Below are 25,179 nucleotides of genomic sequence, written 5' to 3' on the forward strand. Positions count from 1 at the left end.
CAAACTCCAGTATAAAGTTGGAATTTGGGATTTTGAATATTTAATATTTATAAAAGCCTAAGCTTTACGCTCTAAAAGTGCCATATAAAATCCGTCAAAGCCAGATTCTGAAGCTAAAATTTTACGATCCTGAATGAATGTAAATTGTTTTCCGATTTCTGTTTTTAAGAATTTCTCAACCTGTTCCTGATTTTCTGATGGTAAAACAGAGCAGGTTGCATAAACTAATTTTCCACCTGGTTTTACAATTTTAGAATAGCTTTCTAAAACTTCACTCTGAACTTTACGAATGTTATCGATAAATTCAGGTTGTAATTTCCATTTAGAATCAGGGTTTCTTTTTAAAACACCTAAACCACTACAAGGCGCATCGATTAAAACACGGTCTGCTTTTTCATGTAGTTTTTTGATGACTTTTGTAGAGTCAATAATGCGGTATTCAATATTAAAAGCACCATTTCTTTTTGCTCTTAATTTTAATTGTTTTAGTTTGCTTTCATACAAATCCATTGCAATTAATTGTCCTTTGTTTTCCATTAAAGAAGCAATGTGCAATGTTTTTCCACCTGCACCTGCGCAAGTATCAACAACACGCATTCCAGGTTTTACGTCAAGGAAACCGGCAACTAATTGTGAGTTTGCATCCTGAACTTCAAAAAGACCTTGCTTGAAAGCGTCTGTTAAAAATACATTTGCTCTTTCTTTTAAAACTAAAGCTTCCGGTTGATCTTTTAAATATTCTGTTTCAATATTCAAATCCATCAAAGTGTTTCTCAGATTCTCTTTAGTTCCTTTAAGTGTATTGGTTCTTAAAATAACTTTTGCAGGTTGATTTTGAGCTGCAATTTCTTTAGCCCAAACTTTTTCGCCAAGTTCTTTTACGCCCAATTCATCCATCCAGTCCGGGATAGATTCTTTTAGAGCTCTAACTTTTGAAAGTTCGTCAAAACGACCTTTTATTTTTCTTTCCGGTGTTCCTTCTAATTGTCTCCAATCAGGAATTGGATATCCTCTTAAAACTGCCCAAACCGCAAACATTCTCCATAAATTATCTCTGTCATAAGGTTCTTTAACCTCCGCAATTTCTGCGTACAGACGTTTCCAACGAACAATTTCGTATATTGTTTCAGCAACAAACTTCCTGTCAGAACTTCCCCAACGTTTGTCTTTTTTTAATGCTCGTGCTACCACTTTGTCTGCATATTCTCCTTCATTGAATATCGCATTCAAAGAATCTATGGTAGTATAAACTAAATTTCTGTGTAATCTCATTTCTATAATTTGAGTTGCAAAGGTACTATTAATTGATTGAAAGTTAAATTTTTAATTTCTGATTCTTATTTAGCTTTCTTTTAAAAATAAAAACACTCTTATAAAAGTTTTAAAAGAGTGTTTTTTATGATATTTCTGCAAGCAGTTTTTATTTTGTAATTCTTGTTAGTCCAATGTTTTCCGGAGCGTGAAGAACCATTGGGAATTTTTCTATTTTCACCGAGCTGCTGTCTAATCCAAAAGCTCTTTCTTCAGACAAACTCAGTTTCTTGATAAAGAAATAAGAATTCATGATAATATTCTCATGCCATCTTAGGTCATTGTCATTTGAAAGGAATTTCTCTGACAGTACAAATTTAAAGTCACCAATGATATTGTTTTTGTTCAATGATTCGTAACGGCTTGTAATGTCTACTTCGCCACGTTTTACCATGTCACGAATTACTTCTCTAAACATCAGATTGATTTTGGTTGGTTCTCTAAAACCTAAATTAAAATCGATTCTGTAAATATCGTCTTTAGCAATTTCTGTAACTTTATATTGTGTTTTATAAGGCTCAGTTAGAATGTTTACGTGTACAAACCAATAAATATCAGCTCTTTTTGGTCGTTTTTGTAAAATCGAATAAATTACTTTTTCCTCCAATTCATCTACGCGACTTGCATTGGTCATATAAACTAAATGAGTAGCATATTTTGGTATTGATAAGTCTTCGCTCAACTCCATTAATACTTTTTTGTAATCATCAATCTTAACAACTTTCGTGTAGTTTTTGTTGATTTTCTTAGCGAGATACCAAATCGTCATTATTGAGATAAGTAGTATAGCAATGATCAAAGTTACATAACCACCTTCTGCAAATTTCGTAATGTTGGCAATAAGGAAACTGAACTCAATCAATAAGTAAATCGTAATTAACGGTACCATAAAGTACAGTTTTACACGTTTCATGATTAAATAATAGTTAAGTAAAATGGTTGTCATAATCATACATAAAATGATAGCTAAACCATATGCGTGTTCCATATTTCCCGATTTTTGAAAGTGAAGAACGATTCCAACACAACCAAAAAACAATAACCAGTTGATTGAGGGGATATATAATTGTCCTTTTACTTCGGTAGGATATTTGATTTTTACTTTTGGCCAGAAATTTAAACGCATAGCCTCATTAATCAATGTAAATGAACCACTGATAAGGGCTTGAGAAGCGATTACTGCTGCTAGAGTTGCAACCACAATTCCGAATGGAAGAAACCAATGAGGCATAATCAGATAAAATGGATTACCATTCTCTCCGCCTAATTGTTGTAAAGTACTACCTTCATGATGTGTTAAGTAAGCCGCCTGGCCAAAATAATTTAGAACCAGGGTTGCTTTTACAAACATCCAACTGATTCTGATATTTTTTCTACCACAGTGTCCCATATCTGAGTACAATGCTTCAGCTCCTGTTGTACATAAGAATACAAATCCAAGAACAAAAAAGCCATCAGGATGAATAGACAATAAATGGTAAGCATAATAAGGATTAATAGCTTTTATTACTTCCGGATAATGAAACACCTGAATTGCTCCTAAGGTTCCTAACATAGCGAACCAAATTAACATCATTGGAGCAAAAAACTTTCCAACCAGTTTAGTTCCAAACTGCTGGATAGTAAATAAAACAAATAAAATGGAGATTACGATATAAACAATCGTTTCAGTTTCCATTGTAGGATAAAAAGCTCTAATTCCTTCTACGGCAGATGAAATCGAGATAGGTGGTGTTATAATACCGTCGGCAAGTAAGGCACTTCCTCCAATAATGGCGGGCACAATGAGCCATTGTATTTTAGTTTTTTTGACTAATGCATATAATGCAAAAATTCCTCCCTCACCATGATTATCCGCGCTTAAGGTTATAAGTACATATTTTATCGTAGTTTGTAGAGTCAAAGTCCAGAAAACACAGGAAATTCCGCCTAAAACAATGTCAGCATTAATAATGTGTTCACCAAGGATGGCCTTCATTACATATAAAGGAGAAGTACCAATATCTCCATAAATAATTCCTAATGTGATCAATAAACCCCCTATAGACAACTTACTGTGTAAGTTTTTATGCGATGCGCTCATGTATATTTTGATAAAAGACGGTTGCAAATTTACTGTTTTAAAATAAATTAGCTACAATTATAATTAAAAAGATAAAAAAAAGCACAATCTGTAAATTGTGCTTTTCTTTATTATCTAATAGTAAGGTTTTATTAGCCTCGTCTTCCTCCGCCTCTTGAACCTGAATTGTATTCTCTTTGTGGTTGAGCGCCTCTGTTTTCCTGACTTACTCTTGCAGATTCTGAACGTTGTGAGCTCTGGCCTCCGGCATTTGATCGTTCATTAGAATAACCTCTTGATGTTTCAGCTCTTTGAGGTACTTCTGCTCTTGGGGTACTCATTCTGTTTTCAGAATAATTTCTGGAAGACTCTGATCTTTGTGAAGTCTCTGGTCTTGGTGTGCTCATTCTGTTAGAATAGGATCTGTTTTCTGAACTGGCTCTTGGTGTTGAAACGGTCGAATTGTTACGATCATAATTTGTTGACGGAGTTCTTTGGTTATTTTCAGATCTTGATGAAGTATTTACAGTACCATAACTATCTCTGTTTCCAGTTGAAGCACGATTCGTATTGGTGTACGTTCTGTCTGTAGCAGATCTGTTAGTATTGTAATTTCTGTTATCTGACGAAGAAACTCTGTTTGTACTAGTTCTGTTAGTACTGTAGGTGTTTTGAGATCTGTTTGATTCTCTGCCTGCCATTCGTCTTTGATCTAAATCATATCTGTTGCTTACATTAGCATGTCTTTGTTCAAAGCTATAATTTGGTCTGATTCTTTCATAGCCATAGGTACGTCTTGTTTCATACATTACTGGAGCTCTGTAGCTTCTTCTGTAATTCACATAGTTGTAACTGTTATGTACATTTATACACACATTTATGTTATTTCTGTATCTGTAGATTGGATATGGATTCCATGCTACATAATAGGTTGGGTAATAATTCCAATTCCAGGTTGAATAATAAGGTCGGTAGTTTGTAACCCAAAATGAAGAATAAATTACAGGAACAACGTTATAAACAGGTTCATAAATGTAATTTGCTCCATATAAATAAGTGTTTCCAACAATCTGTACGCTTACTTTGTTGTAATTATCTCTTTCAACATCTAGAGTAGCAACATCCTGATAAACGTCACGATCTAAAACAGCCTGAATAATTACTACGTGTGTTCTGTCTTCTACAGATTCTATTACTCGAAGGTAATCAACCTGATCATCTCCGTTTAAATCGAGATTTGATATTTGATATTTAGGGTCATTTAATCTTCTTTCAAAATCCTGAAGATTTGATGATTCTCCAAACATTGAAGCAACAGCTCTTAAATCTAAATTGTCGCTGATATCTGAATTTTTTGCGTAAACGGTTGTTTGACTCTGAACAGAACAAGAGCTTAATCCTATCGTTAATAATGCTAGTATGAGTAGTTTCGTTTTCATGGCAAATAATATTAAAAATTATTATTGTCAAATATCCAATTACTGTGCCAAAAAATTATAGTGATCTTATTTTGATTTTAAGATATTGATTTTTAATTTGTTATATTTTTGGTGGGATAATTTTAATTTTGGTTTTGAAAAAAAATGACCGCGAAAATTATTAATCATAAAAAAACGAAACCTATTTTATTTATTATAAATAATTGTATTTTAGCAACACCTAAATCTATATTCAATGAAAAAAATAATTTTGTTTTGTGGCGCTTTTGTCTTATTTGTGTCTTTTAAATCTTTGACTAACAGAGAAGAAGAAGTTGTAAATGGTGGTTTTGTTTCAATGCAGACAGAGGTTTTATTTCAGGATAAAATTAGTATTCGAGCTATTGCAATAGATAATAACAGAGTATGGTATGGGGCAGATAATTCTCGCTTTGGTTATTTTGATTTAAATAAAAGAGAAAAATTTGAAGATCATATTTATCGCGACACTTTAAATCTTGAATTTAGAAGTATTGCGCAGACTTCTAAAAGTGTGTTTTTATTAAGTGTTGGAAATCCGGCTCTATTGTATCAGGTTTCTAAAAAAGATCAAAAAGTTAAATTAGTTTACAAAGAGATAAATTCTAAAGTCTTTTACGATAGCATGCAATTCTGGAATGATAAAGAAGGAATCGCTATTGGAGATCCGACTGAAGATACTTTTTCTATAATTGTTACTCGTGATGGAGGAGAAACCTGGACTAAATTGTTGTCAGATAAATTGCCTACTAATACCACAGGTGAAGCTGCTTTTGCGGCAAGTAATACCAATATTGTAATAAAAGGAAATGATACCTGGCTGGTTTCGGGAGGAAAAAAAGCACGTGTTTTTTATTCGCCGGATAAAGCAAAGACATGGAAAGTGGTTGAAACACCTATTGTTCAGGGTAAAGAAATGACAGGAATTTTTACGGCCGATTTCTATGATTCTAAAAACGGATTTGCGGCCGGAGGGGATTATGATTACCCGACCATTAATTCAGATAATAAGATTATTACAAAAGATGGAGGAAAAACTTGGGAGTTAATAGGGCAAAATCAAGGATTTGGATATGCTTCATGCATACAATATGTTCCTGGAAGTAATGCTAAAGAGCTTGTTTGCGTTGGAGCTTCCGGTATTCAGTATTCTCAGGATAGTGGAGCAACATGGAAACAGTTATCTGATGAATCTAAACTTTTTACAATTCGATTTATTAATAAAAACACTGCTATTGCTGCAGGTTATAATAAAATGATTCGAATTACTTTTATATAATAATAAAAAGAACCCTAAATAATAAAGTAAGTATTATTATATAGGGTTCTTCGCTGTTGTATTTTTAATTAATCTTTCGCGGCGGCTTTATCTCGATATTGTTTTAATAATTTTCGATTAAAATCGTCTTCAGATTTTTTTAGCTTCAATATTTTCTTTGCTGAAAGTATTTTTTTGAGGTTTGAATTGTATTTATCACGTAAAACATAAAGTTCTTTATCTGTACTTTCCATTTGAGAAAGCAAAACAGCCGCTTCTTTTTCTGAAATAGAGTTGATCTTGTCATCGTCAAGCTGTTTCATAAAGGTTTTCATCTTTTGATGTCTCAATTCAAACTGCTTATCATCATAAGCATTGTAAATAGGCCAAAATTTCTCAGCTTCTGTTGGAGTTAATTCTAATTCGGTCGTTAAAAAGGAAACTTTGTAAGCTTTAATCTTTTCGCGTTTTTCATCTGTTTTTCCATTTTGTGCATAAAATGAAAAACTTACTAAAAATAGAAGTATCGGTAGTATATTTTTGATTTTCATATTTTAAGTTTTATTTTTTATTCAGAAATTAAGTGTTCAATATTTGGATTTGTTGCCAGGATATCTTCAAGTGTTTCATCTTCAATAGCAACGTTTTTATTTAGTTTTTGAATGTCTTTTGTGTCCAGATTCTGAATCAGGTCATATTGGTTCAGATTTGACTGATAGGATAAGTAAGTTTCCAGAGTTGCTTCATCAAGATCTTTTGATGTGGCATTGTAATTGTTTACTATCGGAATCATTAAGGCTATAAAAACAACAGCTGCGGCTGCCATTGAAAGTACATTTTTGCGTTTATAAAACGGAATTACTTTTACTTCTTTTTCATTCTCTAACTGCTGTAAAACTTTTACCGAAAAATCATCAAAATAATGCTCCGGAGTATTAAATCCGGATTTGATTTTTGGCTCGTTTTCTAATTTAAATGCTTTCATAATATCTATAAGACAGGTTTTGTTACAAAAGGTTTAATTTGATGTAACATGAATTTCAATTTTTTTTACTGCATGATGGTAAGATGCTTTTAATGCTCCGACAGATGTGCCAAGTATTTCTGCGATTTCTTCGTATTTTAATTCCTCAAAATATTTCATTTTAAATACAAGTTGTTGCTTTTCTGGCAGCGTTACTATTGCTTTTTGAAGTTTAATCTGAATTTCATCTCCATCAAAATAAACATCCGATTTTAAATTATCGATTGTTTTATTCTGTAGTTCTTCTGATGAAATTCCTTTTAATTTTGCCTTTTGGCTCAAAAATGTCAAAGCTTCATTTGTCGCAATTCGATACATCCAGGAAAAAAGCTTGCTTTCTCCTTTAAAGTTTTTTAAGTACTGAAATACTTTTACAAAAGTGTTCTGCAAAACATCATCTGTATCATCATGATTCAAAACAATGTTTCGAATATGAGAATACAAGGGTTTCTGATAATCAGATATAAGTTTTTGAAACGCTGTGTTTTGCGTTTGAGGGTTTAATAATTGTTGTATAAATTCCTTTTCGTCTCTCAAACTTTTTGATTTATCAAGCTTTAAAAAGAGTTAGAATGAATTTGATACAAAAGGTTTAATTTCTGGTATTAAAATTCTGATTCTTCTTCTTTTGTTGTAGTTGGAGCAGGTTTTGGTGCTGCTGGTTTTGGTGTTGCAGGTTTTGCTGCTACGGGTTTAGTGGCTACAGGTTTTGGAGCGGCTGCTTCTGTTCCGGTTTCAGTTTCTGTCTCCGTTTCAGTTCCATAAACAGGTGTTCCAACAGGAACAGTAGTAGCAGGAACTACTTTTGGTTTAATTGGAAAATAAACTTCTGTTACTAATTTCGATGGACTTTTTACATCTAACTTGCTTACTGTCAAAATCTCAAGATGCGACCAGCTTAGGTCTGGAATAATTTTTTCGTTATTAATATAAGCTTTAGTTTTTGTAATAGCTTCATTGGTATGCGAATAATCGCCTGTTAAGGTTGTTTTAACAGCGTCAAATCCATTTAGTTTTCCAGCTAAAATATCACTCCCTGAACTTGTAGAGATTTCTTTGTTAATAGGTAAACAGATTGAAATTTTTGCTAATCCGGTTGTAGTATCGTAAGTATGGTAAATTACAAATGGTTTTCCTGTAATGCTTAAACCGTTTGTTTCGCTAAACTGGATAAGTTTCGGAATAACAATTCGGGCATTTTTATTTACTTTTTGGATTTCGCTTGTAAATGTTTGCTTAATATAGGCAGTTTCGTTTTTTTGCACAACCCCATCTACTTTTACAGCAAATGTCTTGGTTTCGTAATCCAGATTTTTGTCAATGTTTACAAGCGTTTTTTCATAAATCGTTCCGATAATATTATCAGAGCCGCCATTTAGCGCTGTATAAATCTTAAACAAAAAGCTCATGGTTCCTTTAGCTTTCCAGGTTACTTTAGTTTTTCCGCCTAAAGTATCTTTAAAAGTCCAGTTAACATCAGCTTCTGTTCCGTCATATTTCATTTTTTGGTGAATACTTTCTCCTTCTTTGGTTTTTAAAGTAATAGCGTTTCCAGTGCCTTGATTGCCAGTCCAGTAAAAAGATGCTCCGTTTCCGCTTGTTTTATTCGGATAAGTCATTTGAATTGAAGGATCTTCAAGTGCCCAAGACTCAAAATCTTCGTAATTTCTAAAATCATTTACATAGTTGTACACAGTAGCTCTAGGTGAATTGATTACTTTACTTCTTTCTACAGAAAAAATACCCTTTTGGGTAGCAACAAAAACAGTAAGTGCAACTAGGCTTAATAATGCTAAAAGAAATAAATATTTTAGAATCTTCATTGGAGTAGGAGGTTTGGTGTCGTAAAGTTATAAATTTTATCGCTAGCTGTAATAGTAGCGTCAAAAAATAAAGATATTGTATTTAATTGTATTCCTGACTAGGAAAACGTTTTTGAAATATATTAATTGTAATTTTTATTAAAAATATATTCAGAGAGACTTTATCTCTTGAGAAAGATTTTGATCACAAACAAAATTACAATGAAAAGTAAAAAGCCAATTAATACCTTATAATTTCCTTTATAAAAAATTTTGTGCAGTGCCAGATCTTTTCGATAAGCAAATATCATAACGATTACAAAGGCGATAAAAAAACAAACTGCAAATATTAATTGTCCCTGACTAAACATAATTTAAATAATTTTTGACAAATTTAGAGAATTGTATATGAATAGTTGCTAATTTGCCACTTCATTTAATCAATAAAAAATCATGAAGAAACAACTTGATGCAGTTACTGAATTTCATACTGCTTTTAGAATAGGTCATAGCCAAAGTCCAATTGCTGATTTGGGTGCAACAAAAAAAATGCTTCGTTATAATTTGATGAAAGAAGAAAATGAAGAATATCTTGAAGCAGTTCAGAATAATGATTTAGTTGAAATCGCTGATGCACTGGGCGATATGATGTATATTTTGTGCGGAACTATTATTGAACATGGTTTACAGGATAAAATTGAAGCTGTTTTTGATGAGATTCAACGTAGTAATATGAGTAAGCTTGGAGAAGACGGGCAGCCGATATATCGTGAAGATGGTAAAGTAATGAAAGGGCCTAATTATTTTAAACCCGATTTTTCGAAGTTACTATAATAGAAAACCCGACAGGTTTTTGAAACCTGTTGGGTTTGTGTTATAAATTTAGTTGGAATTACTGAACCTTAACAGTCCATCCATAAGTATCTTCAGAAAGCTTGTTTTGAAGACTTGTTAGTTTTTCTTTCAAGAATGAAGCGTATGAATTCTCGATTGGAGCCATTTCATAATATTCACCTTTATATGAGAATCCTTTAATAACGCTGATAACTGCTGCAGTACCAGCTCCAAAGATTTCTTTTAAAGATCCGTTTTTAGCTGCTTCAACTAATTCTGAAACAATAACCGGACGAACTTCAACATTTAGACCTTCTTTTTCTGCCATTGCAATTAAACTTTTTCTGGTAATACCATCCAAAATTCTTTCGCTTGTTGGAGCAGTCATTAAAGTATCATTAATTCTAAAGAAAACGTTCATTGTTCCAGCTTCCTCTAGTTTAGTGTGTGTAGCATCGTCAGTCCAGATAACTTGTTGGAAACCGTCTTTGTTTGCTAAGTTAGTTGGGTAAAACTGTGCAGCATAGTTCCCTGCTGCTTTTGCAGCACCAATTCCGCCATTTGCAGCTCTACTGTAATGCTCTGCAATAATTACTTTTACTTCGCCTCCATAATATGATTTTGCAGGAGAAAGTAAGATCATGAATTTATATTCGTCAGAAGGGTTTGCAATAACTCCTGGTCCTGTAGCAATCATAAAAGGACGGATGTACATACTTGCTCCGTTTCCTCTTTGAATCCATTCCTGATCAATCTTTAATAATTCATTTAAACCTTCCATAAATACATCTTCCGGAACTTCTGGCATAGCCATACGTACAGCAGAATTGTTGAAACGTTTATAATTTTCATCAGGTCTGAATAACCAAACATCATTGTTCTCATCTTTATAAGCTTTCATTCCTTCAAAAATGGCTTGTCCATAATGGAAGACTTTTGAAGATGGATCCATTAAAATTGGAGCATATGGCTTAATGACCGGAGTCTGCCACTGTCCGTTTTTATAATCACATTCTAATAAATGGTCTGTAAATACAGCACCAAAGCTTAAGTTTTCAAAGTCTACAGAGCTTATCTTAGAAGAAGTAGCTTTTCTGATTTCAATTTTGCTTGTTTGAGTTGTACTCATAATTATGTGTTTTTTGTCTAATTTGTATTCCTGACTCAGATAAAAATCTAACGTAATGATCTGATGAAGAATAGGTTTTCTTAAATGCAAAATTACGGAAAAATATATAATTTACTTGGTAAAACTGCATTAATTCCTGTGTTTAATTGAGATTTGTTTATCTTATAATAAACCTAAAATTTTGGCTAAGTTTTATAAAGAATTTATGAAAAAACTGTCATTTTTTAAGGCTTTACGCATTTGTTTTGATTAAATTTGGCGTCTAAAATGGACTGGAAATCAGTAAATCTCCATTGTAAATTTCGAAAAATTGTGAAAAGAGAAATAATTAAGACGCTAGATGGCTCAACAACAATTCATTTGGAAGAATGGAATGAGAGTTATCATTCAAAACACGGAGCAATTCAGGAAGCGAAGCATGTATTTATTAAAAACGGATTGTCATTATTTGAGGCAAATCCGGTTTCGATTTTAGAAATTGGCTTTGGTACTGGATTAAATGCTTTTATTACTTTTTTAGAATCAGAACAAAAAAAGCAAAGAATCGATTACGTTGGTGTAGAAGCATATCCTGTAAATGCAGAAGAGGTTTTGGCAATGAATTATGTGGCAGAATTGGAAGCGGAACATTATTCTCCGGTTTTTAAAAAAATGCACGAAAGCGAATGGAATAAGAAAATTGAAATTAGTGCGGATTTCTCGTTAACCAAAAGAAAACAATTTTTTGATGAAATTGACGATTATGAAATTTTTGATTTGATTTACTTTGATGCCTTTGGATATCGCGTGCAGCCGGAGTTATGGAGTACCGAAATTTTTCAAAAAATGTACAATAGTTTAAAGCCTAATGGAGTTTTAGTAACATATGCTGCAAGGGGAGTTGTTAAAAGAAGTATGATTTCAGTTGGATTTACAGTCGAAAAATTGGCAGGCCCTCCCGGAAAACGTGAAATGTTTAGAGCTTTTAAAAAGTTATAGATTAGCTATTTAGAATAATTCTACATTGATATATGTGCAGTAAGAAAACGTATTCGGTTATAAAGTTTTTAAAAAAATAAGTTAAAAATAATCTTTATATAGCATATTTGTTTAAATTTGGTGCGAGTTTAAAAATATAGATAACCCCCGAAAATCTTATTTTATTATGTCAAAAATGATGTTTGATTACACGAAATCAATACTTGAGAGAGTAAGTTTCGATCCGATACTTTTCTGTAAAGAATTAGAAAAAGCTATCAAAACACTGTTACCTTATGAAATGGAACAATTGCAAGAATGGTTGTTAAATTTTATAATTGAGAAACCAGAATTAAAACAAAGTCTACTACTAATTAAAGTATAGAAAAAAGGAGCCAATTGGCTCCTTTTTTATTTTATTTCTTTTGTAGTGGACTAATGATTTGAACATTTTGAAAAACAATGGCTCCTTTTACTACTCCGGAGATTGTAGATCTTAATGCATCAATGATTTGCATTTTTAATTCGCTTTTAGGGTAGATTAAGCTTACCTCACGAGCGGGTTTTGGTTCCTTAAAATTACGCAGTTTTAGTTTATCGGATTCTTTTAGATCTAAGGTGTGCAAATACGGAAGTAATGTTGTACCAAGACCTTCGTCGGCTAATTTAATTAAGGTTTCAAAACTTCCACTTTGAATCTGAAAATTATTTTGTTCGATATCAGTCCCGTTTTTACATAAATTTAAAATTCCGTCTCTAAAACAATGCCCGTCCTGTAAAAGTAAAATTTCATTTAGGTTTAAATCCGTCACCTCAATTTCTTCTTTCTGAAAACTGGCGTGGTGCTCAGGAATATAAGCTACAAAAGGCTCAAAATAAAGAACAATTTCCTTGATTTTTTCATCTTCAAGAGGCGTTGCGGCAATGGCAGCATCAAGATGACCATTTTTTAATTTTACAATAATTTCATCAGTATTAAGCTCCTCAATTAAGAGCTTAACTTTTGGATATTTTTTAATAAAATTATTAAGAAACATAGGTAAAAGCGTTGGCATAATGGTCGGGATAATACCCAAACGGAATTCACCACCAATAAAACCTTTTTGTTGTTCTACAATATCTTTAATTCTATCAGCTTCGTTTACGATATTTTTGGCTTGATTTACAATTTTTTGGCCAATATCAGTAAGCTGAATTGGTTTTTTGCTTCGATCAAAAATTAAAATATTAAGTTCTTCTTCAATTTTCTGAATTTGCATACTTAAGGTTGGCTGCGTTACAAAGCATTTTTCGGCAGCAAGGGTAAAATTCTTATGTTCGGCAACTGCTAATACATATTGTAGTTGTGTTATAGTCATTTTGATAGTAATTTTTGATGCAAAAATAAGAAAATATAATTTTTTTTTATAATTTTTTTGAAGAAGTTCCCTTAAATTTGTAGTAAACTTAGTTATAAAAAAGAAGATTATGAAAACAAATATTTTAGGATTACCTGTAAAAGAATCAGAGTTATTAGTAAAAGAATTAAATGTTTTATTGTCTAATTTTCAAGTATATTATCAAAATTTGAGAGGAATTCACTGGAATATTCGTGGAAAACGTTTCTTTGATTTACACGTGAAATTTGAAGAATTATACACAGATGCTCAATTAAAAATAGATATGATAGCCGAAAGAGTTTTAACAATAGGAGGAACTCCATTACATACGTTTGAAGATTATATCAAAAACAACAAATTAGCTGTTGGAAAAAATATTTCAAATGACGAAAAAGCAGTTCATTTGATTGTGAATTCATTATCAGATTTGTTAAAAATTGAGAGAGAAATACTGAATCAATCTGCCGAAATCAATGATGAAGGAACAAATTCTATGATGAGTGACTTCATTGCAGAGCAGGAAAAAACAATTTGGATGATGAATGCATGGCTTGAAGAAGAGCTTTAATGTTTTGTCTATGAAAGAATTAAAAGCAGAATTGTCGTTTTAGATAATTCTGCTTTTTTATTTATGTTAAATTTCTATAAAATTTTTTGCTTCACGCTTTGATTTTATTTGTTTAACGCTATTTTTGCCTCAATGAAATTAGTTGCCCGCATATTATTATTCATATTCATTGCTTTCTTATCGACGCCTACCATTGTAACGTTGATTAAGAAAAACAGTGATACGTCTATATTTTTCAGTTTTTCTGAAGAGGAGCACTCGCATAAAGAACTTAAGGCAGCTGTTTATCCGGCAATACTTCAACATGAAGTAATAATGCCCGTTTATATTGAAAAAAAGACTATAGTGTCTGAAAATATTGTAAAACTGGACAATATTTCTCCAAGCATATTTGCTCCCCCTCCCAACTTGGCATAATACTTCCGATTATTTTGAACCTGAACTGCATTTTGAATAAGTGCGGTTACTCTTTAATGAATAATTTTTTTAGTATTGTGTTATGACAAAAAAAATCAATCTTTTTGCTAACCTTAAATCTGATTTTGCTTCAGGTTTAGTGGTTTTCTTGGTGGCTCTTCCATTGTGTTTAGGTATTGCAATGGCATCTGGAGCGCCGTTATTTTCTGGAATTATTGCGGGTGTTGTTGGTGGTATAGTAGTTGGATATCTGAGCCAGTCGCATATTAGTGTTTCCGGACCAGCTGCCGGATTAACAGCAATTATATTAACAGCAATTACCGATTTTGGTGCTTTTGATGTGTTTTTACTGTCAGTATTTATTGCAGGATTAATTCAATTGGCGTTAGGGTTTTTAAAAGCCGGAAGTATCTCTAATTATTTTCCAACTAATGTTATTGAGGGAATGCTTGCAGGTATCGGAATTATTATCATTCTGAAACAAATACCGCACGCTTTTGGGTATGATGCTGATTTTGAAGGAGATCAGGCGTTTATTCAAAATGATGGCAGCAACTCTTTTTCGTTCTTGTTTGATATCTTAAATCATATTCAGCTTGGAGCTGTTGTTGTTTCATTAGTTTCGTTGGTAATATTAATTTCCTGGGATAAAGTTTCTTTTTTAAAGAAATTAAAACTGGTACCCGGAGCTCTTGTGGCTGTTATAGTGGGTGTATTGCTTAATGAGTTTTTTGTTTCAACAGGAAGTTCTTTGGCAATTGCAAATGAGCATTTGGTTTCCTTACCGGTTCCAAAATCTTTTGATGAATTTAAAGCAATCATTGTTACGCCAAATTTTTCGGCAGTTACAAATCCTCAGGTTTGGGTTGTTGCAGTTACAATTGCTATAGTTGCTTCTATTGAAACACTTTTGTGTATTGAAGCTTCAGACAGAATGGATGTTCAAAAGCGTTATACTGATACAAATGTTGAGCTTAGAGCACAAGGTATTGGAAATATAATAAGTTCGCTTTTAGGAGGTTTACCAATGACATCTGTTGTGGTAAGATCATCAGCAAATAATAATGCTGGTGCAAAATCTAAAATGTCAGCGATTATTCACGGTGTACTTTTGTTAATCAGTGTTTTATCTGTTCCGGCCATTTTGAACAAGATTCCGTTGGCAACATTAGCAACCGTTTTAATTTTAGTAGGTTATAAATTAGCCAAACCAGCAACTTTTATGCATTTCTGGGAAAAGGGTAAATATCAATTTATTCCTTTTATTGCAACTTTGGTCTTTGTTGTTGCAACAGATTTGCTAAAAGGTGTTGCGTTGGGTATTATCATAAGTATTATTTTTGTTTTAAGAGGAAATTTAAAACGCGCTTACAACTTTAAAAAGGAAGAATACGAAGATGGAGACATTATTCATATTGATCTGGCACAAGAAGTTTCGTTTTTGAATAAAGCGGCTATCAAGCAAACTTTGAACGAAATTCCAGAGAACTCAAAAGTGATTATCAATGCTCATGATACAGAGTATATTGCTCATGATGTTTTGGATTTAATTCGCGAGTTTAAAGAAACTCGTGCTATTGATGATAATATTAAAGTGAAACTTAAAGGTTTTAAAGAAGCATACGATTTAGAGAATACTCCCGAAAATAATAATCATGTTACTATCGAGCATTATTATGATGTTTCCAAAAGGGCTTTGGTGAAAAAAGAAACATTAAAAGAAGAGTTTTAAAAAATAAATAAATTATACTATTTCTATAACGTGTGGACTGTCAAAATTTGGGTAACTTTACAGTAATCTATTTGATAGGTCTAAATACATAGAAATACTATTCAAAAAACAAAAAAATGAAAGAATTTTATAAGCAGTTATTAGAAAACAATAAAAAGTGGGTAGAAACTTCATTAGCAAAAGATCCTAATTATTTTGCTGATTTGGCAAAAGGACAACAGCCACCATTATTATGGATTGGATGCTCTGACAGTCGTGTTCCTGCAAACGAAATTGTTGGTGCAAAACCTGGAGAAGTTTTTGTTCACAGAAATATTGCAAATATGGTAGTACATTCTGATATGAATATGCTAAGCGTTTTGGATTATGCGGTAAATGTTTTAAAAATTAAACATATTATTGTTTGCGGACATTACGGTTGTGGTGGTGTAAAAGCAGCAATGGGGAATCAATCTGTTGGAATTATCGACAACTGGATTCGTCACATTAAAGATGAGTACCGTTTGCATGATAAATATTTAAATTCAATTGAGGACGAAACAGAGCGTTTTAACGCCTTTGTTGAAATTAATGCTAAAGAGCAAGTTTACAATTTGGCTAAAACTTCAATCGTTCAGGGAGCCTGGAAAAATGGACAGGACCTAATGCTGCACGGTTGGGTTTACGGTTTAAATTCTGGTTTTGTAACCGATTTAAATGTAACAATTAGTTCGAACGATGAATTAGATTCAGTTTATCAGTTAGATTTATAATAGAAATAAAAAATCGCCTTTAATTAAGGCGATTTTTTTTATTCATTTTCATCCAGATTTTCGTTAAAAGCGGATGGTAACATCGTTGGGATAAACTTTATGAGTATAGGCAATAATAAACTGCCGCCCGGAAGTAAAAATATAGTCAGCGACGGAATTGTTTTGCAAATATCCAAAAGCTGTTTTTTTACTTTTTTCTTTTCTTTGGCATCCAGATCTCTGGTAGTAGAATAAGCCAAAAGAACCATTAATTCTTTACTCTGAACAATTTCTTTTACCAGTCTGTTTTTGTTTCTTATGATCAGTTTTACAACCGTGTGGGTCATTTGATCATAAAAGTGTTTCACCGGATTGGAATAGTTAAAGTACGGAATTTTCTTTTTATGAGTAGTTATAAAATCATTTGTCGTTGCAATACTTTTGGCTACAAATTCATCAGTGACATGCATCATAGAACCTAGTGAATATAAAAAATAAGCCTCTTCATTTTCTACAACACCATCGCTCCATAGAGCCATTCCTGCCATATCTATTAAATAATATTGTTCTAATTTATTGCTAAAATGTTCTAGTTGTAATGTTTCTAAAGTTTCAACAGTAACCTTAGAAAATTTAGAATAGCGTATTGAAGCTTCAAATAGTTTTATTAATAAATCATCGTGCTGTGATTTTATGGTTTTGGTTTTTAATGCCAAACCAACAATACCAAGAACGGTTTCTTCAATTCGTTTTAAATATTTTTCAGGAATATGACCATGTTCTAAATACTGCCTAAATGCTAAAACGTCAATAAATAATAAAGCATTAGTCACCAAATGAGAAAAGTTTTTACTAATAATACTGTCATTAGTCTGAACTCTCTGGTCAATGATATTTTCTAATGAAAGAGAAGGAGTGTCTTTTGGAAGTAAAATTTTAAATAAACTAAATCCTTCAGGATTCATTTCTTTATAGAATTTTAAGACTTCTGAAATAAAGTTATTGGGTTCAGAATTTCTTTTTTCTAAACAAAAAACATGGTATAAGGTATTTAATAAGGCAACTTTAGAAATTTCGGTTTTAAACCAGCCTTTTATCGGAATTGGAATTTGTGAATCAATTGCAATGATATGACCGTAAATGAATCCGGTTTCTCTCACTTTATAATAGAACGAATCTGCAGTTTCAAAAGGAATTGCTTCTGAATACTTTTGCTCGCTAAAAAACTTATCTATCCAGCCTGATGCCGATGCGTTAATCATTAACTTTAATTTGAGGCTACAAAGCTACTTTTTTTTCTTGTTTAGAATTCACTTTAAATAAAATAACCACTAAATTTTGTGAAAAATAGTGGTTAAAATATGATTTTTTATTTGATGATTCCTGCACAGGCTACTCTTCCGCCGGCATTTCCTGTTGGCTGAGTGGTAAAATCATCTGTTCCCTGATGTACAATCAGACCTTTTCCAAGAACGTCTTTAGTTTCATCTCCACAACCAACACACCATTCGTCTGTGGTTAAAGTTATAGTTCCGTTACCTTTTGCATCAGCAGTAAAGTTTCCAATATCTCCTTTGTGATATTCAGCAACTCCCCATTTTCCGTGTTTTTTAAAGGTTGGATTCCAGTGTCCTCCAGCAGAACTTCCGTCTGCTGCAGAACAATCAGATTTTTCATGAATGTGAATCGCATGAACTCCGGGTTGCAAACCAGCTACTTTTGCAACAAATGTTACTTTTCCATTTTTCTCTGTAAAAGTTGCCGTTCCGCTAACAGTACTGTTGCTTTTTGGCTCTAAATTTACGGTTAAAGTTTTGGCATCATTTGATTTGGTACTGGTCTTACAGCCAATAATTAAGGCTGTAATTATAGCGAAAGAAACAATTGCTTTTTTCATATGTGAGGCTTTTAAATTAAAGATTAAGTAAATTTAACATAAAAAAGCCGATATAAGAGACACTAAAAGTTAAATAAATCTAAAACTATTGCCTGCAATTTAATCTGATTTAGAGGCGAGAACACAAAAATATTGCTTAAATTCGTATACGTTTTTAACGAAAAATTTCCCAAATAGAGTTTTCTAATTCATTAATTTTTAATACTTAACATTATGATGAAGAATTTTTTTATACTTGTTTTTTTTAGTTGCATAGTAATTTCCTGTAAATGCAAAAAAGATGATTCGCTTTCAAAATTAGAAGGCAATTGGGAGTTAAATTATATCGCAGAGCCCACAGCTGATTTTGATGCGTTATTTCCAAATAAGAAACCGGCCATTAATTTTAATGTAAAAGAAAATCATGTTTCCGGAAACAATGGTTGTAATTCATTTAATGGAAAATTGAGTTTAACAGATAATAAAATAGATTTTACTCAACCAATGGCTGTTACCAAAATGATGTGTATGGATGGGAAAGGGGAGCAGGTTTTTATGAATACTTTACAACGAGTAACGTCGTATGATATTACCGATGATGGAAAAACCTTAAATTTTATTTCCGGGGATATTGCCACGATGCGATTTACCAAAAAATAAAATCATTGTTACTTAACTCTATTAAATTTATAAGTTATGTCAGCTAAACTATCTATTTTATTAGTGTTATTTTGGTTTTTGAATTTTCCGGCTCTTGGACAGGAAAAGTCTAAAAAAGAACTTAAAGCCGAACAACAACAGCAAAAGCAAAAAGAAATAGAAGCATTAATAGACAGTAAAAATTTCGTTTTTGAAGCACAAAAGGCAACTCCGCTGGGAGGCAGACTTCTTCACTTAGATTACAATACGTATTTTTTGAAGTTTAGTCTGGAAAAAACAACTTGTGATCTTCCTTTTTTTGGACGTGCTTATAATGTGGCTTACGGAGGTGATGGAGGAATTAAATTTGAAGGCGTACCTGAAAATATAAAAGTGGAGAAAAAGAAAAAGAGCTACATTTTAAAAGCTTCGGTTAGAGGTAAAGATGATGTATATGATTTATTATTTACTATTTTTTCTGATGGAGGAGCATCTCTGTCGGTTAATAGTAATAATAGAGCTCCGATTTCATATGATGGTGAAATTGAAGCACCAAAAACAGAAGAAGTTAAAAAATAAGAGTTGTAGTTTTCGTTATTGTATCGCCAATCCTCTCATTTATGCCAAAAAAGACATTTCTAGTTTTACCGAAAAAATACCTTTATGTGTTATTGTTTTTTTTACTGAAATATGTTGCTTTCAGCCAGGATTTAGAACCAAGGGTATATGCAAATGTGCCTAAAAAACTAAATGTTGCTGCATTTGGCTATGTATTTATGGATGGAAATGTTCTTACAGATCCGTCATTACCTATTTCCGATTTTACGCTGCAAAGTCATAATCTGGCAGCAAGTTATGTGCGAACTTTTGGGTTAGCCAACAAATTGGCGCGTGTGCAAGTTTCTCTTCCTTTTACCTTTATGGATGGTTCTGCAATGGTAAATGGTGCAATGGTTACAGGTTCAAGAACTGGTTTTGCAGATATGAAAGTCCGTTTTGGAATCAACTTACTGGGATCGCCTGCGCTTGATAAAACGAATTTCAGGAGTTTTGAGCAAAAAACAATTTTAGGGGTTAGTCTCGTAACTTCAGTTCCCACCGGAAGATATTATGGAGACAAACGGGTTAATATTGGTACAAATCGCTGGGGAATAAAACCCGAGATTGGTATTTCAAAAAAGTTTTCTCATGTTTATGCAGAAGTGTATGGAGGTGTATGGTTCTACACCGATAATAATGATTTTTTAGGAAAAAAGATGGAACAAAAACCGACTTATAGCTTACAGGCACATGCGAGTTATTATTTTAAGAATAACATGTGGGTTGGTTTTAATACCAATTGGTTTTTTGGTGGTAAAACAATTGTAGATGGTGTATCTGAAGCTAGTGAGATTGATAATTGGCGGGTAGGAGGAACTTTTTCGACACCGGTTGGTAAAGGCCAATCAATAAAATTGCAATATCATGTTGGGGCTTACACAAACAATGGTTTGAATTACTATGCTTTGTCTGCAGTATATCAATACTCGTTTTTTTAAAGTCAGTAAGTGTAGTTTAAAATGCTTAAAATCAGTATATTTGAGAATGTGTAATTATCTAAAAACAAATCTAAAAATCAAAACTATGAAAAAATTAAGTCTTATTCTTATTATGGCTTTTGCCTCATTTTCAGTTAATGCTCAGTCTGCTTTTAAAGAGGACGTGGATGTTTTGCAAAGTGTTTACGGAAAATCAAAAAGTGAGTTGGTAACGCAGTACATGAATCTGTCTGATGCACAAGCAACAGCTTTTACAAAGGTTTATGATAATTACGAAACCGAGCGCAAAGCATTAGGACGAACTAAGTTTCAGCTGCTTAATGACTATGCTGCAAATTATGCAACCTTAACAGATGCAAAAGCAGATGAATTAGCCAAAGCAACTTTAAAAAACCATATTGCTTATGAAAAGTTATATGAAAAAACATATAATCAGGCAAAAAAGGCAATTGGATCAATAAATGCGGCAAAATTTATCCAGCTTGAAGTTTATCTTCAAACGATTATAAAAGGAGAGATTTTAGAGGCGATTCCATTTATTGGAGAATTAGACAAGACAAAAGTTCAATAAACTGTTCCTTAATAGAATAAAAAACGGCAGTGATCTATTAAGATGACTGCCGTTTTTTTATTTAAGAAATATCAGATTGAGTTTCTGATTCTTTAGAATTGATTTGTTTGATGTAAATGTCCTGCTGAGGAAATGGAATTTCGATATGGTTATCCCTAAAAGTTTTATCAATCGAAATTATTAAATCACTTTTTACATCATTTGCCATACTGATATGATTTACCCAAAATTTAATTATAATATCAATTGAACTGGAGTTAAATTCTTTAAACCAAATAATGGGCGGCGGATTCTGTAAAACTAAAGAATGATTTTTAAGGGTTTCCTCTAGTAAGGCTTTTACTTCTTGGAGATTAGAGCCATATGCCACACCAATAGCAATATCGGTTCGTTTTTTATTATTTGACAGAGTCCAGTTTGTTAAGTGCTGGCTTAACAAATCGCCATTTGGTATAATAACATCAGCTCCGTCAAAAGTGGCTACTACACTGCTTCGGATTCCAATCGATTTCATTTTCACGGTTTGACCTCCAATATCTATAGTGTCATCAATATTAACAGGTTTTTCAAAAGCAATTATAAGACCACTTACTAAATTGTTTACCAATGTTTGAAGACCAAATCCGATTCCGACTCCTAAGGCACTAATAATGATTGTCAGGCGGTCAACAGGAATGCCCGAAGATATAAAGGCAAGACTAATTCCGATGCTAAAAATGGCAATCTGAATTAATATTAACCAGCTTCCTAATTTGTTTTTTTTGTTTGTGTCAGAAGTTCGGATTGAACTGTTTGTGAAAAAGGCAACAATTTTGGCTATAATTACAGAAATGAAAATGATAAAAAAGAAAACCACTATACTATCGTAAGAGTAATTAATATCACCTATGGTTCTGCGTTCATAGAAAAAATCAATTACTGGGTCGAGCAGAGTATGAAAAAAATAAGAATTTTTTCCTACCGTTATGATCCAGCATATGATAAATAATGCATTATGAGTTTTTTTAAAACTGATTTGTTCAAGTTCATTTATAGCTAGCTGATTTTCTTCATTTCTTTCTCGTATAAAATTCGAATAATTTATAATATCAGTCAGTAAGCGGTATGCGTTTGAAAACAGATAATACATTAATACCGTTATTATCCCGTTTACCATCAACAATTTTCCTAAGTTATAATTTTGGCCAATTAAGATAAATAGAACAGAAGCGATTTCAAATACTATTAATGTATATAAGCTGTATTTAAAAAGAGGATTTAGAAATTTTTTATTCTTTTTTAAATTATAAAAACTAAATCCGGCCGATACAATGGCTAAAATTAGAATTAGAAAAACCTCCTTGACCGAATGTATCAAAATATTATTGTCGTATAAAGTAAACAGGATTAGCAAAACAAAGGTTCTCCATATAAATTTATCCTTGACATTGAAATATTCTTTATTGACTACATTGAGGGCAATAATTGAAATAAGCCAAATCAAGGCCGTAAATGCAAAAGGAGGATAAACAAAGAAAAAATTAAATATTGTAAAAGAAATTAATATGGCACAGGCTATTGGGTGTTTAAAAATGCGTTTAGAAAACTCGATCTGATTGTAGAGCCCCTCGTGTTTGTATTTGTTTTTGAGAAACAAAAGATAAATAATCAATGCGATTGCAAGCAATAACATTAGGATGAGAGTGTTGAAATGGTTTGATATAAAGAAGGCTAAAATGACAAATTCTTTAAAAAAGGAATAAAAAAAGGAATCATAAAAAGACATTTTATTAGAGCTGGCCTTAAAAACCTGACCGTCGGAATGAAGCAGATTCTCAAATTCATTTTTTCTAATGTTGTCAGTTTCTAGTATATCATTTTGTAAATTATATTTAAATTTACTGGCAAGTATCTGCAGTTTACTAATGCTGTCTATTGCGTTTTTGAATCTTACATTTAGCTTTTTGACCTGAGAATTCATTTCAGAATAACGTTCATAATACAACGATTTTCTTAAAGAATCCTTTGGAAGTATAAAAAGAGCTTTTTTTATGGTTAATGAATCAATTTTACTTTGAATTTGACTGAGCTCTAAATTGTTTTTCTGAATTTTTTCAAGTTGAAGATCTACTCTTGTTTGCAATTCTTTTAGCATAACAGAAGTAACCGTGATATTTCTCAGAGTTTGAAAATCATTTTTATTTTTGATTATACCATCAATTGCCGTTTTTTTTAGTTTAATGACATAGTCTAATTCTGAAGTAAAACCTTTATAATCAATTCCGGTTTTTAGTATAAGATCAGCACTTTGGATATTTTTTGCAATTGCATCAAATAATAAAGCGCGCTCCCTATGTGTTTGATTTTCTTTAAAAAGATCCTTGCTTTTGTTCTCATCCAATTTTAGTAAATTTTCTATTTTATCTTTTTTTAAGCTAATAGAATCTTTAGTCAAATCTGATTGTGAACGGATAGTGAAATTATGTAGAAGACATATGAAGATAAAGACTTTTAAGGTCAATTTTTGTGTAGTATTCTTTAGATTTAAAAAAACATAACGCGTTTTATTATAAAATGTCATAATGTTTTGGTTTTTAGAGTCATATCAAAAATACTACAAAAAAAACAACCTGAAAAAAAGTTCTTCAGGTTGTTTTTTTACTTATTTGTTTTTAACTTCATAAATAGCATTCACCATTCCGTCTCGGGTTTTATCCAGAGGAAGTTCCCAGAACATAATTCCGCCTAATTTTTTGGCTTTTGCATATTCAGCTTTTGCTTTTATTGAGGTTAAATCGTCTCCTGTTGCAAATGTTTTTTCTTTTTCATTGTACCAGTAAGGCGCTTTAGCTTTATCATCCCAAAAATATTTCCATCCGTTAGCTTCAGTATAATAAGTGGAGAAGTTTTTAAAATCAACACCTTGAATATGTTCTCCAGATTGATAAAGACCATTGTTTACATTAGCAACATTTTTCCATGTTCTGGTATAAAATGCTCCTCCGATAACTAATTTGTCTGCTGGAACTCCAAGTTTTAGCAAGTAAGTAACAGCTCTGTCTGTAGATTCTTCTTTTGGATTTGTGCTGTATAATGGAGTATGATGTCCAGTTACTTTAGAATAACCGTTTACTAAATCGTAACTCATAATATTGATGCGGTTTACATAAGGAGCAACAGCTTTCCAGTCTATAGATTCATCCAGACATTTTTGAAAACCTCCAGCTGCAAAACTTAGTTCGTATTTTTTTCCTAATGTTGAACGCAAAATTTTAAGGAGTTCTGTAAAGTTTTGTTTGTCTGCTGCCTGATATAAGTGGCCTGGCAATCCTTCGATAGAAGGATATTCCCAATCCAGATCTAAACCATCAACCTTAAAATAATCACTTACTTCTTTTACAGATTTTGCAAAAGTCAATCTTCCTTCAGCTGTAGAGAATGCTGCTGAACAAGGTTCGCAACCACCCCAGCCACCAAGTGATAAAACAATTTTTAATTGTGGGTTTTTAGCTTTTAAAGAAACCAGATGTTTAATCGTGATTGAATCTTTAGCAGAATCAACATTTAGTTTTCCATTTTTTAAATGACAAAAACTAAAGATGATTTGATTTAGTTTATTGACTTCGTATTCGTTAATTAACTTATCATCACCTGTGTAATAAGCGATGATATCCATTTTTTTATTTTTCTGAGCAAATGTATTTGTAGTACAGAAGCACAATAAAAATAAGGCAATCAGACTGATTTGTTTCATAGTTTTAGTTGTTTTTAGTTTTTTGAAGGTTAAATATAAAGTAATGCAATCGATACATAACTATTTTGTCCTGCTTAAAATGTAAATTTTAACGAAAATTTTGCAAATACCTGCAAAAATATTGCGTAATACCTTTTCTATATTCCCAAAAACAGAGCAAA

Annotated in this window: 26 protein-coding genes; 12 read left to right on the forward strand and 14 right to left on the reverse strand. The window is 32.1% G+C overall.

From position 1 onward, the window contains the following. Positions 1-57 precede the first annotated feature (57 nt). From OLM51_RS08950 to OLM51_RS08960, 3 genes are all read right to left on the reverse strand, one after another. Positions 58-1,272, reverse strand: a complete 1,215-nt coding sequence (locus OLM51_RS08950) for an RsmB/NOP family class I SAM-dependent RNA methyltransferase (protein ID WP_264553974.1) — start codon at positions 1,270-1,272, stop codon at positions 58-60. 148 nt (positions 1,273-1,420) lie between these two features. Beyond that, positions 1,421-3,394: a KUP/HAK/KT family potassium transporter gene (locus tag OLM51_RS08955; RefSeq protein ID WP_264553975.1), complete on the reverse strand. Its 1,974-nt coding sequence runs from the start codon at positions 3,392-3,394 to the stop codon at positions 1,421-1,423. Positions 3,395-3,525: 131 nt separating this feature from the next. Continuing rightward, positions 3,526-4,812: a hypothetical protein gene (locus OLM51_RS08960; RefSeq protein ID WP_264553976.1), complete on the reverse strand. Its 1,287-nt coding sequence runs from the start codon at positions 4,810-4,812 to the stop codon at positions 3,526-3,528. Positions 4,813-5,047: 235 nt separating this feature from the next. Between OLM51_RS08960 and OLM51_RS08965 the strand changes: the two genes are divergently transcribed. Continuing rightward, complete coding sequence (locus OLM51_RS08965) at positions 5,048-6,109, forward strand: WD40/YVTN/BNR-like repeat-containing protein (RefSeq protein ID WP_264553977.1); 1,062 nt, start codon at positions 5,048-5,050, stop codon at positions 6,107-6,109. Positions 6,110-6,177: 68 nt separating this feature from the next. On the opposite strand, the gene OLM51_RS08970 is transcribed toward OLM51_RS08965, so the two are convergent. The 5 genes from OLM51_RS08970 to OLM51_RS08990 all read right to left on the reverse strand — a co-directional run bounded on the left by OLM51_RS08970 (position 6,178) and on the right by OLM51_RS08990 (position 9,285). Further along, positions 6,178-6,639 carry a sensor of ECF-type sigma factor gene (locus tag OLM51_RS08970; protein ID WP_264553978.1) on the reverse strand — a complete coding sequence of 154 codons (462 nt, stop codon included), beginning with the start codon at positions 6,637-6,639 and terminating at the stop codon, positions 6,178-6,180. A 17-nt stretch (positions 6,640-6,656) separates the two neighbouring features. Continuing rightward, positions 6,657-7,073 (reverse strand): hypothetical protein, encoded by a 417-nt coding sequence (locus OLM51_RS08975; RefSeq protein WP_264553979.1) that lies wholly within the window; start codon positions 7,071-7,073, stop codon positions 6,657-6,659. A 33-nt stretch (positions 7,074-7,106) separates the two neighbouring features. Continuing rightward, on the reverse strand, positions 7,107-7,649 hold the full coding sequence (locus OLM51_RS08980) for an RNA polymerase sigma factor (RefSeq protein WP_264553980.1): 543 nt from the start codon (positions 7,647-7,649) through the stop codon (positions 7,107-7,109). 68 nt (positions 7,650-7,717) lie between these two features. Continuing rightward, complete coding sequence (locus OLM51_RS08985; RefSeq protein ID WP_264553981.1) at positions 7,718-8,935, reverse strand: SRPBCC family protein; 1,218 nt, start codon at positions 8,933-8,935, stop codon at positions 7,718-7,720. Positions 8,936-9,096: 161 nt separating this feature from the next. Further along, complete coding sequence (locus OLM51_RS08990; protein ID WP_264553982.1) at positions 9,097-9,285, reverse strand: hypothetical protein; 189 nt, start codon at positions 9,283-9,285, stop codon at positions 9,097-9,099. Positions 9,286-9,367: 82 nt separating this feature from the next. On the opposite strand from OLM51_RS08990, the gene OLM51_RS08995 reads away from it, so the two are divergent. Next, positions 9,368-9,748 (forward strand): nucleoside triphosphate pyrophosphohydrolase family protein, encoded by a 381-nt coding sequence (locus tag OLM51_RS08995; protein ID WP_264553983.1) that lies wholly within the window; start codon positions 9,368-9,370, stop codon positions 9,746-9,748. A gap of 58 nt (positions 9,749-9,806) precedes the next feature. Here OLM51_RS08995 and OLM51_RS09000 read toward each other — a convergent pair whose 3' ends face one another. Further along, positions 9,807-10,877: a branched-chain amino acid aminotransferase gene (locus tag OLM51_RS09000; protein ID WP_264553984.1), complete on the reverse strand. Its 1,071-nt coding sequence runs from the start codon at positions 10,875-10,877 to the stop codon at positions 9,807-9,809. A gap of 312 nt (positions 10,878-11,189) precedes the next feature. Between OLM51_RS09000 and mnmD the strand changes: the two genes are divergently transcribed. Then, on the forward strand, positions 11,190-11,855 hold the full coding sequence (mnmD, locus tag OLM51_RS09005) for a tRNA (5-methylaminomethyl-2-thiouridine)(34)-methyltransferase MnmD (RefSeq protein WP_264553985.1): 666 nt from the start codon (positions 11,190-11,192) through the stop codon (positions 11,853-11,855). A gap of 166 nt (positions 11,856-12,021) precedes the next feature. Then, on the forward strand, positions 12,022-12,219 hold the full coding sequence (locus tag OLM51_RS09010) for a hypothetical protein (protein WP_017496117.1): 198 nt from the start codon (positions 12,022-12,024) through the stop codon (positions 12,217-12,219). Between the two features lie 31 nt (positions 12,220-12,250). On the opposite strand, the gene OLM51_RS09015 is transcribed toward OLM51_RS09010, so the two are convergent. Continuing rightward, positions 12,251-13,192 carry a LysR substrate-binding domain-containing protein gene (locus OLM51_RS09015; protein WP_264553986.1) on the reverse strand — a complete coding sequence of 314 codons (942 nt, stop codon included), beginning with the start codon at positions 13,190-13,192 and terminating at the stop codon, positions 12,251-12,253. A gap of 109 nt (positions 13,193-13,301) precedes the next feature. On the opposite strand from OLM51_RS09015, the gene OLM51_RS09020 reads away from it, so the two are divergent. The 4 genes from OLM51_RS09020 to can all read left to right on the forward strand — a co-directional run bounded on the left by OLM51_RS09020 (position 13,302) and on the right by can (position 16,682). Beyond that, the gene (locus OLM51_RS09020; RefSeq protein ID WP_213258108.1) at positions 13,302-13,781 is read left to right on the forward strand and encodes a Dps family protein; all 480 of its coding nucleotides are present in this window, start codon (positions 13,302-13,304) and stop codon (positions 13,779-13,781) included. A gap of 132 nt (positions 13,782-13,913) precedes the next feature. Further along, positions 13,914-14,198, forward strand: coding sequence for a hypothetical protein (locus OLM51_RS09025; protein ID WP_264553987.1), 285 nt, complete (start codon positions 13,914-13,916; stop codon positions 14,196-14,198). A gap of 82 nt (positions 14,199-14,280) precedes the next feature. Then, positions 14,281-15,930, forward strand: a complete 1,650-nt coding sequence (locus OLM51_RS09030; protein WP_264553988.1) for a SulP family inorganic anion transporter — start codon at positions 14,281-14,283, stop codon at positions 15,928-15,930. A 116-nt stretch (positions 15,931-16,046) separates the two neighbouring features. Continuing rightward, on the forward strand, positions 16,047-16,682 hold the full coding sequence (gene can, locus OLM51_RS09035) for a carbonate dehydratase (RefSeq protein WP_264553989.1): 636 nt from the start codon (positions 16,047-16,049) through the stop codon (positions 16,680-16,682). A 38-nt stretch (positions 16,683-16,720) separates the two neighbouring features. On the opposite strand, the gene OLM51_RS09040 is transcribed toward can, so the two are convergent. Continuing rightward, the gene (locus OLM51_RS09040; RefSeq protein ID WP_264553990.1) at positions 16,721-17,923 is read right to left on the reverse strand and encodes an LETM1-related biofilm-associated protein; all 1,203 of its coding nucleotides are present in this window, start codon (positions 17,921-17,923) and stop codon (positions 16,721-16,723) included. Positions 17,924-18,030: 107 nt separating this feature from the next. Further along, positions 18,031-18,558, reverse strand: coding sequence for a superoxide dismutase family protein (locus tag OLM51_RS09045; protein ID WP_264553991.1), 528 nt, complete (start codon positions 18,556-18,558; stop codon positions 18,031-18,033). Between the two features lie 213 nt (positions 18,559-18,771). Here OLM51_RS09045 and OLM51_RS09050 point away from each other — a divergent pair, with 213 nt between their 5' ends. The 4 genes from OLM51_RS09050 to OLM51_RS09065 all read left to right on the forward strand — a co-directional run bounded on the left by OLM51_RS09050 (position 18,772) and on the right by OLM51_RS09065 (position 21,285). Continuing rightward, entirely contained in the window at positions 18,772-19,197 is a 426-nt protein-coding gene (locus OLM51_RS09050) for an META domain-containing protein (protein ID WP_264553992.1), read from the forward strand. A 36-nt stretch (positions 19,198-19,233) separates the two neighbouring features. Further along, the gene (locus OLM51_RS09055; RefSeq protein WP_264553993.1) at positions 19,234-19,755 is read left to right on the forward strand and encodes a DUF4251 domain-containing protein; all 522 of its coding nucleotides are present in this window, start codon (positions 19,234-19,236) and stop codon (positions 19,753-19,755) included. Positions 19,756-19,796: 41 nt separating this feature from the next. After that, positions 19,797-20,714 (forward strand): transporter, encoded by a 918-nt coding sequence (locus OLM51_RS09060; RefSeq protein WP_264553994.1) that lies wholly within the window; start codon positions 19,797-19,799, stop codon positions 20,712-20,714. 85 nt (positions 20,715-20,799) lie between these two features. Next, a complete protein-coding gene (locus OLM51_RS09065; RefSeq protein ID WP_264553995.1) occupies positions 20,800-21,285 on the forward strand; it encodes a hypothetical protein in 486 nt (161 codons plus the stop codon). A gap of 61 nt (positions 21,286-21,346) precedes the next feature. On the opposite strand, the gene OLM51_RS09070 is transcribed toward OLM51_RS09065, so the two are convergent. Further along, the gene (locus OLM51_RS09070) at positions 21,347-23,665 is read right to left on the reverse strand and encodes a mechanosensitive ion channel family protein (RefSeq protein WP_264553996.1); all 2,319 of its coding nucleotides are present in this window, start codon (positions 23,663-23,665) and stop codon (positions 21,347-21,349) included. A 261-nt stretch (positions 23,666-23,926) separates the two neighbouring features. Further along, positions 23,927-25,018 carry a glycoside hydrolase family 18 protein gene (locus tag OLM51_RS09075; RefSeq protein ID WP_264553997.1) on the reverse strand — a complete coding sequence of 364 codons (1,092 nt, stop codon included), beginning with the start codon at positions 25,016-25,018 and terminating at the stop codon, positions 23,927-23,929. Positions 25,019-25,179: the final 161 nt, after the last annotated feature.

It is taken from the genome of Flavobacterium sp. N2038, from assembly GCF_025947185.1.
GTDB lineage: Bacteria > Bacteroidota > Bacteroidia > Flavobacteriales > Flavobacteriaceae > Flavobacterium.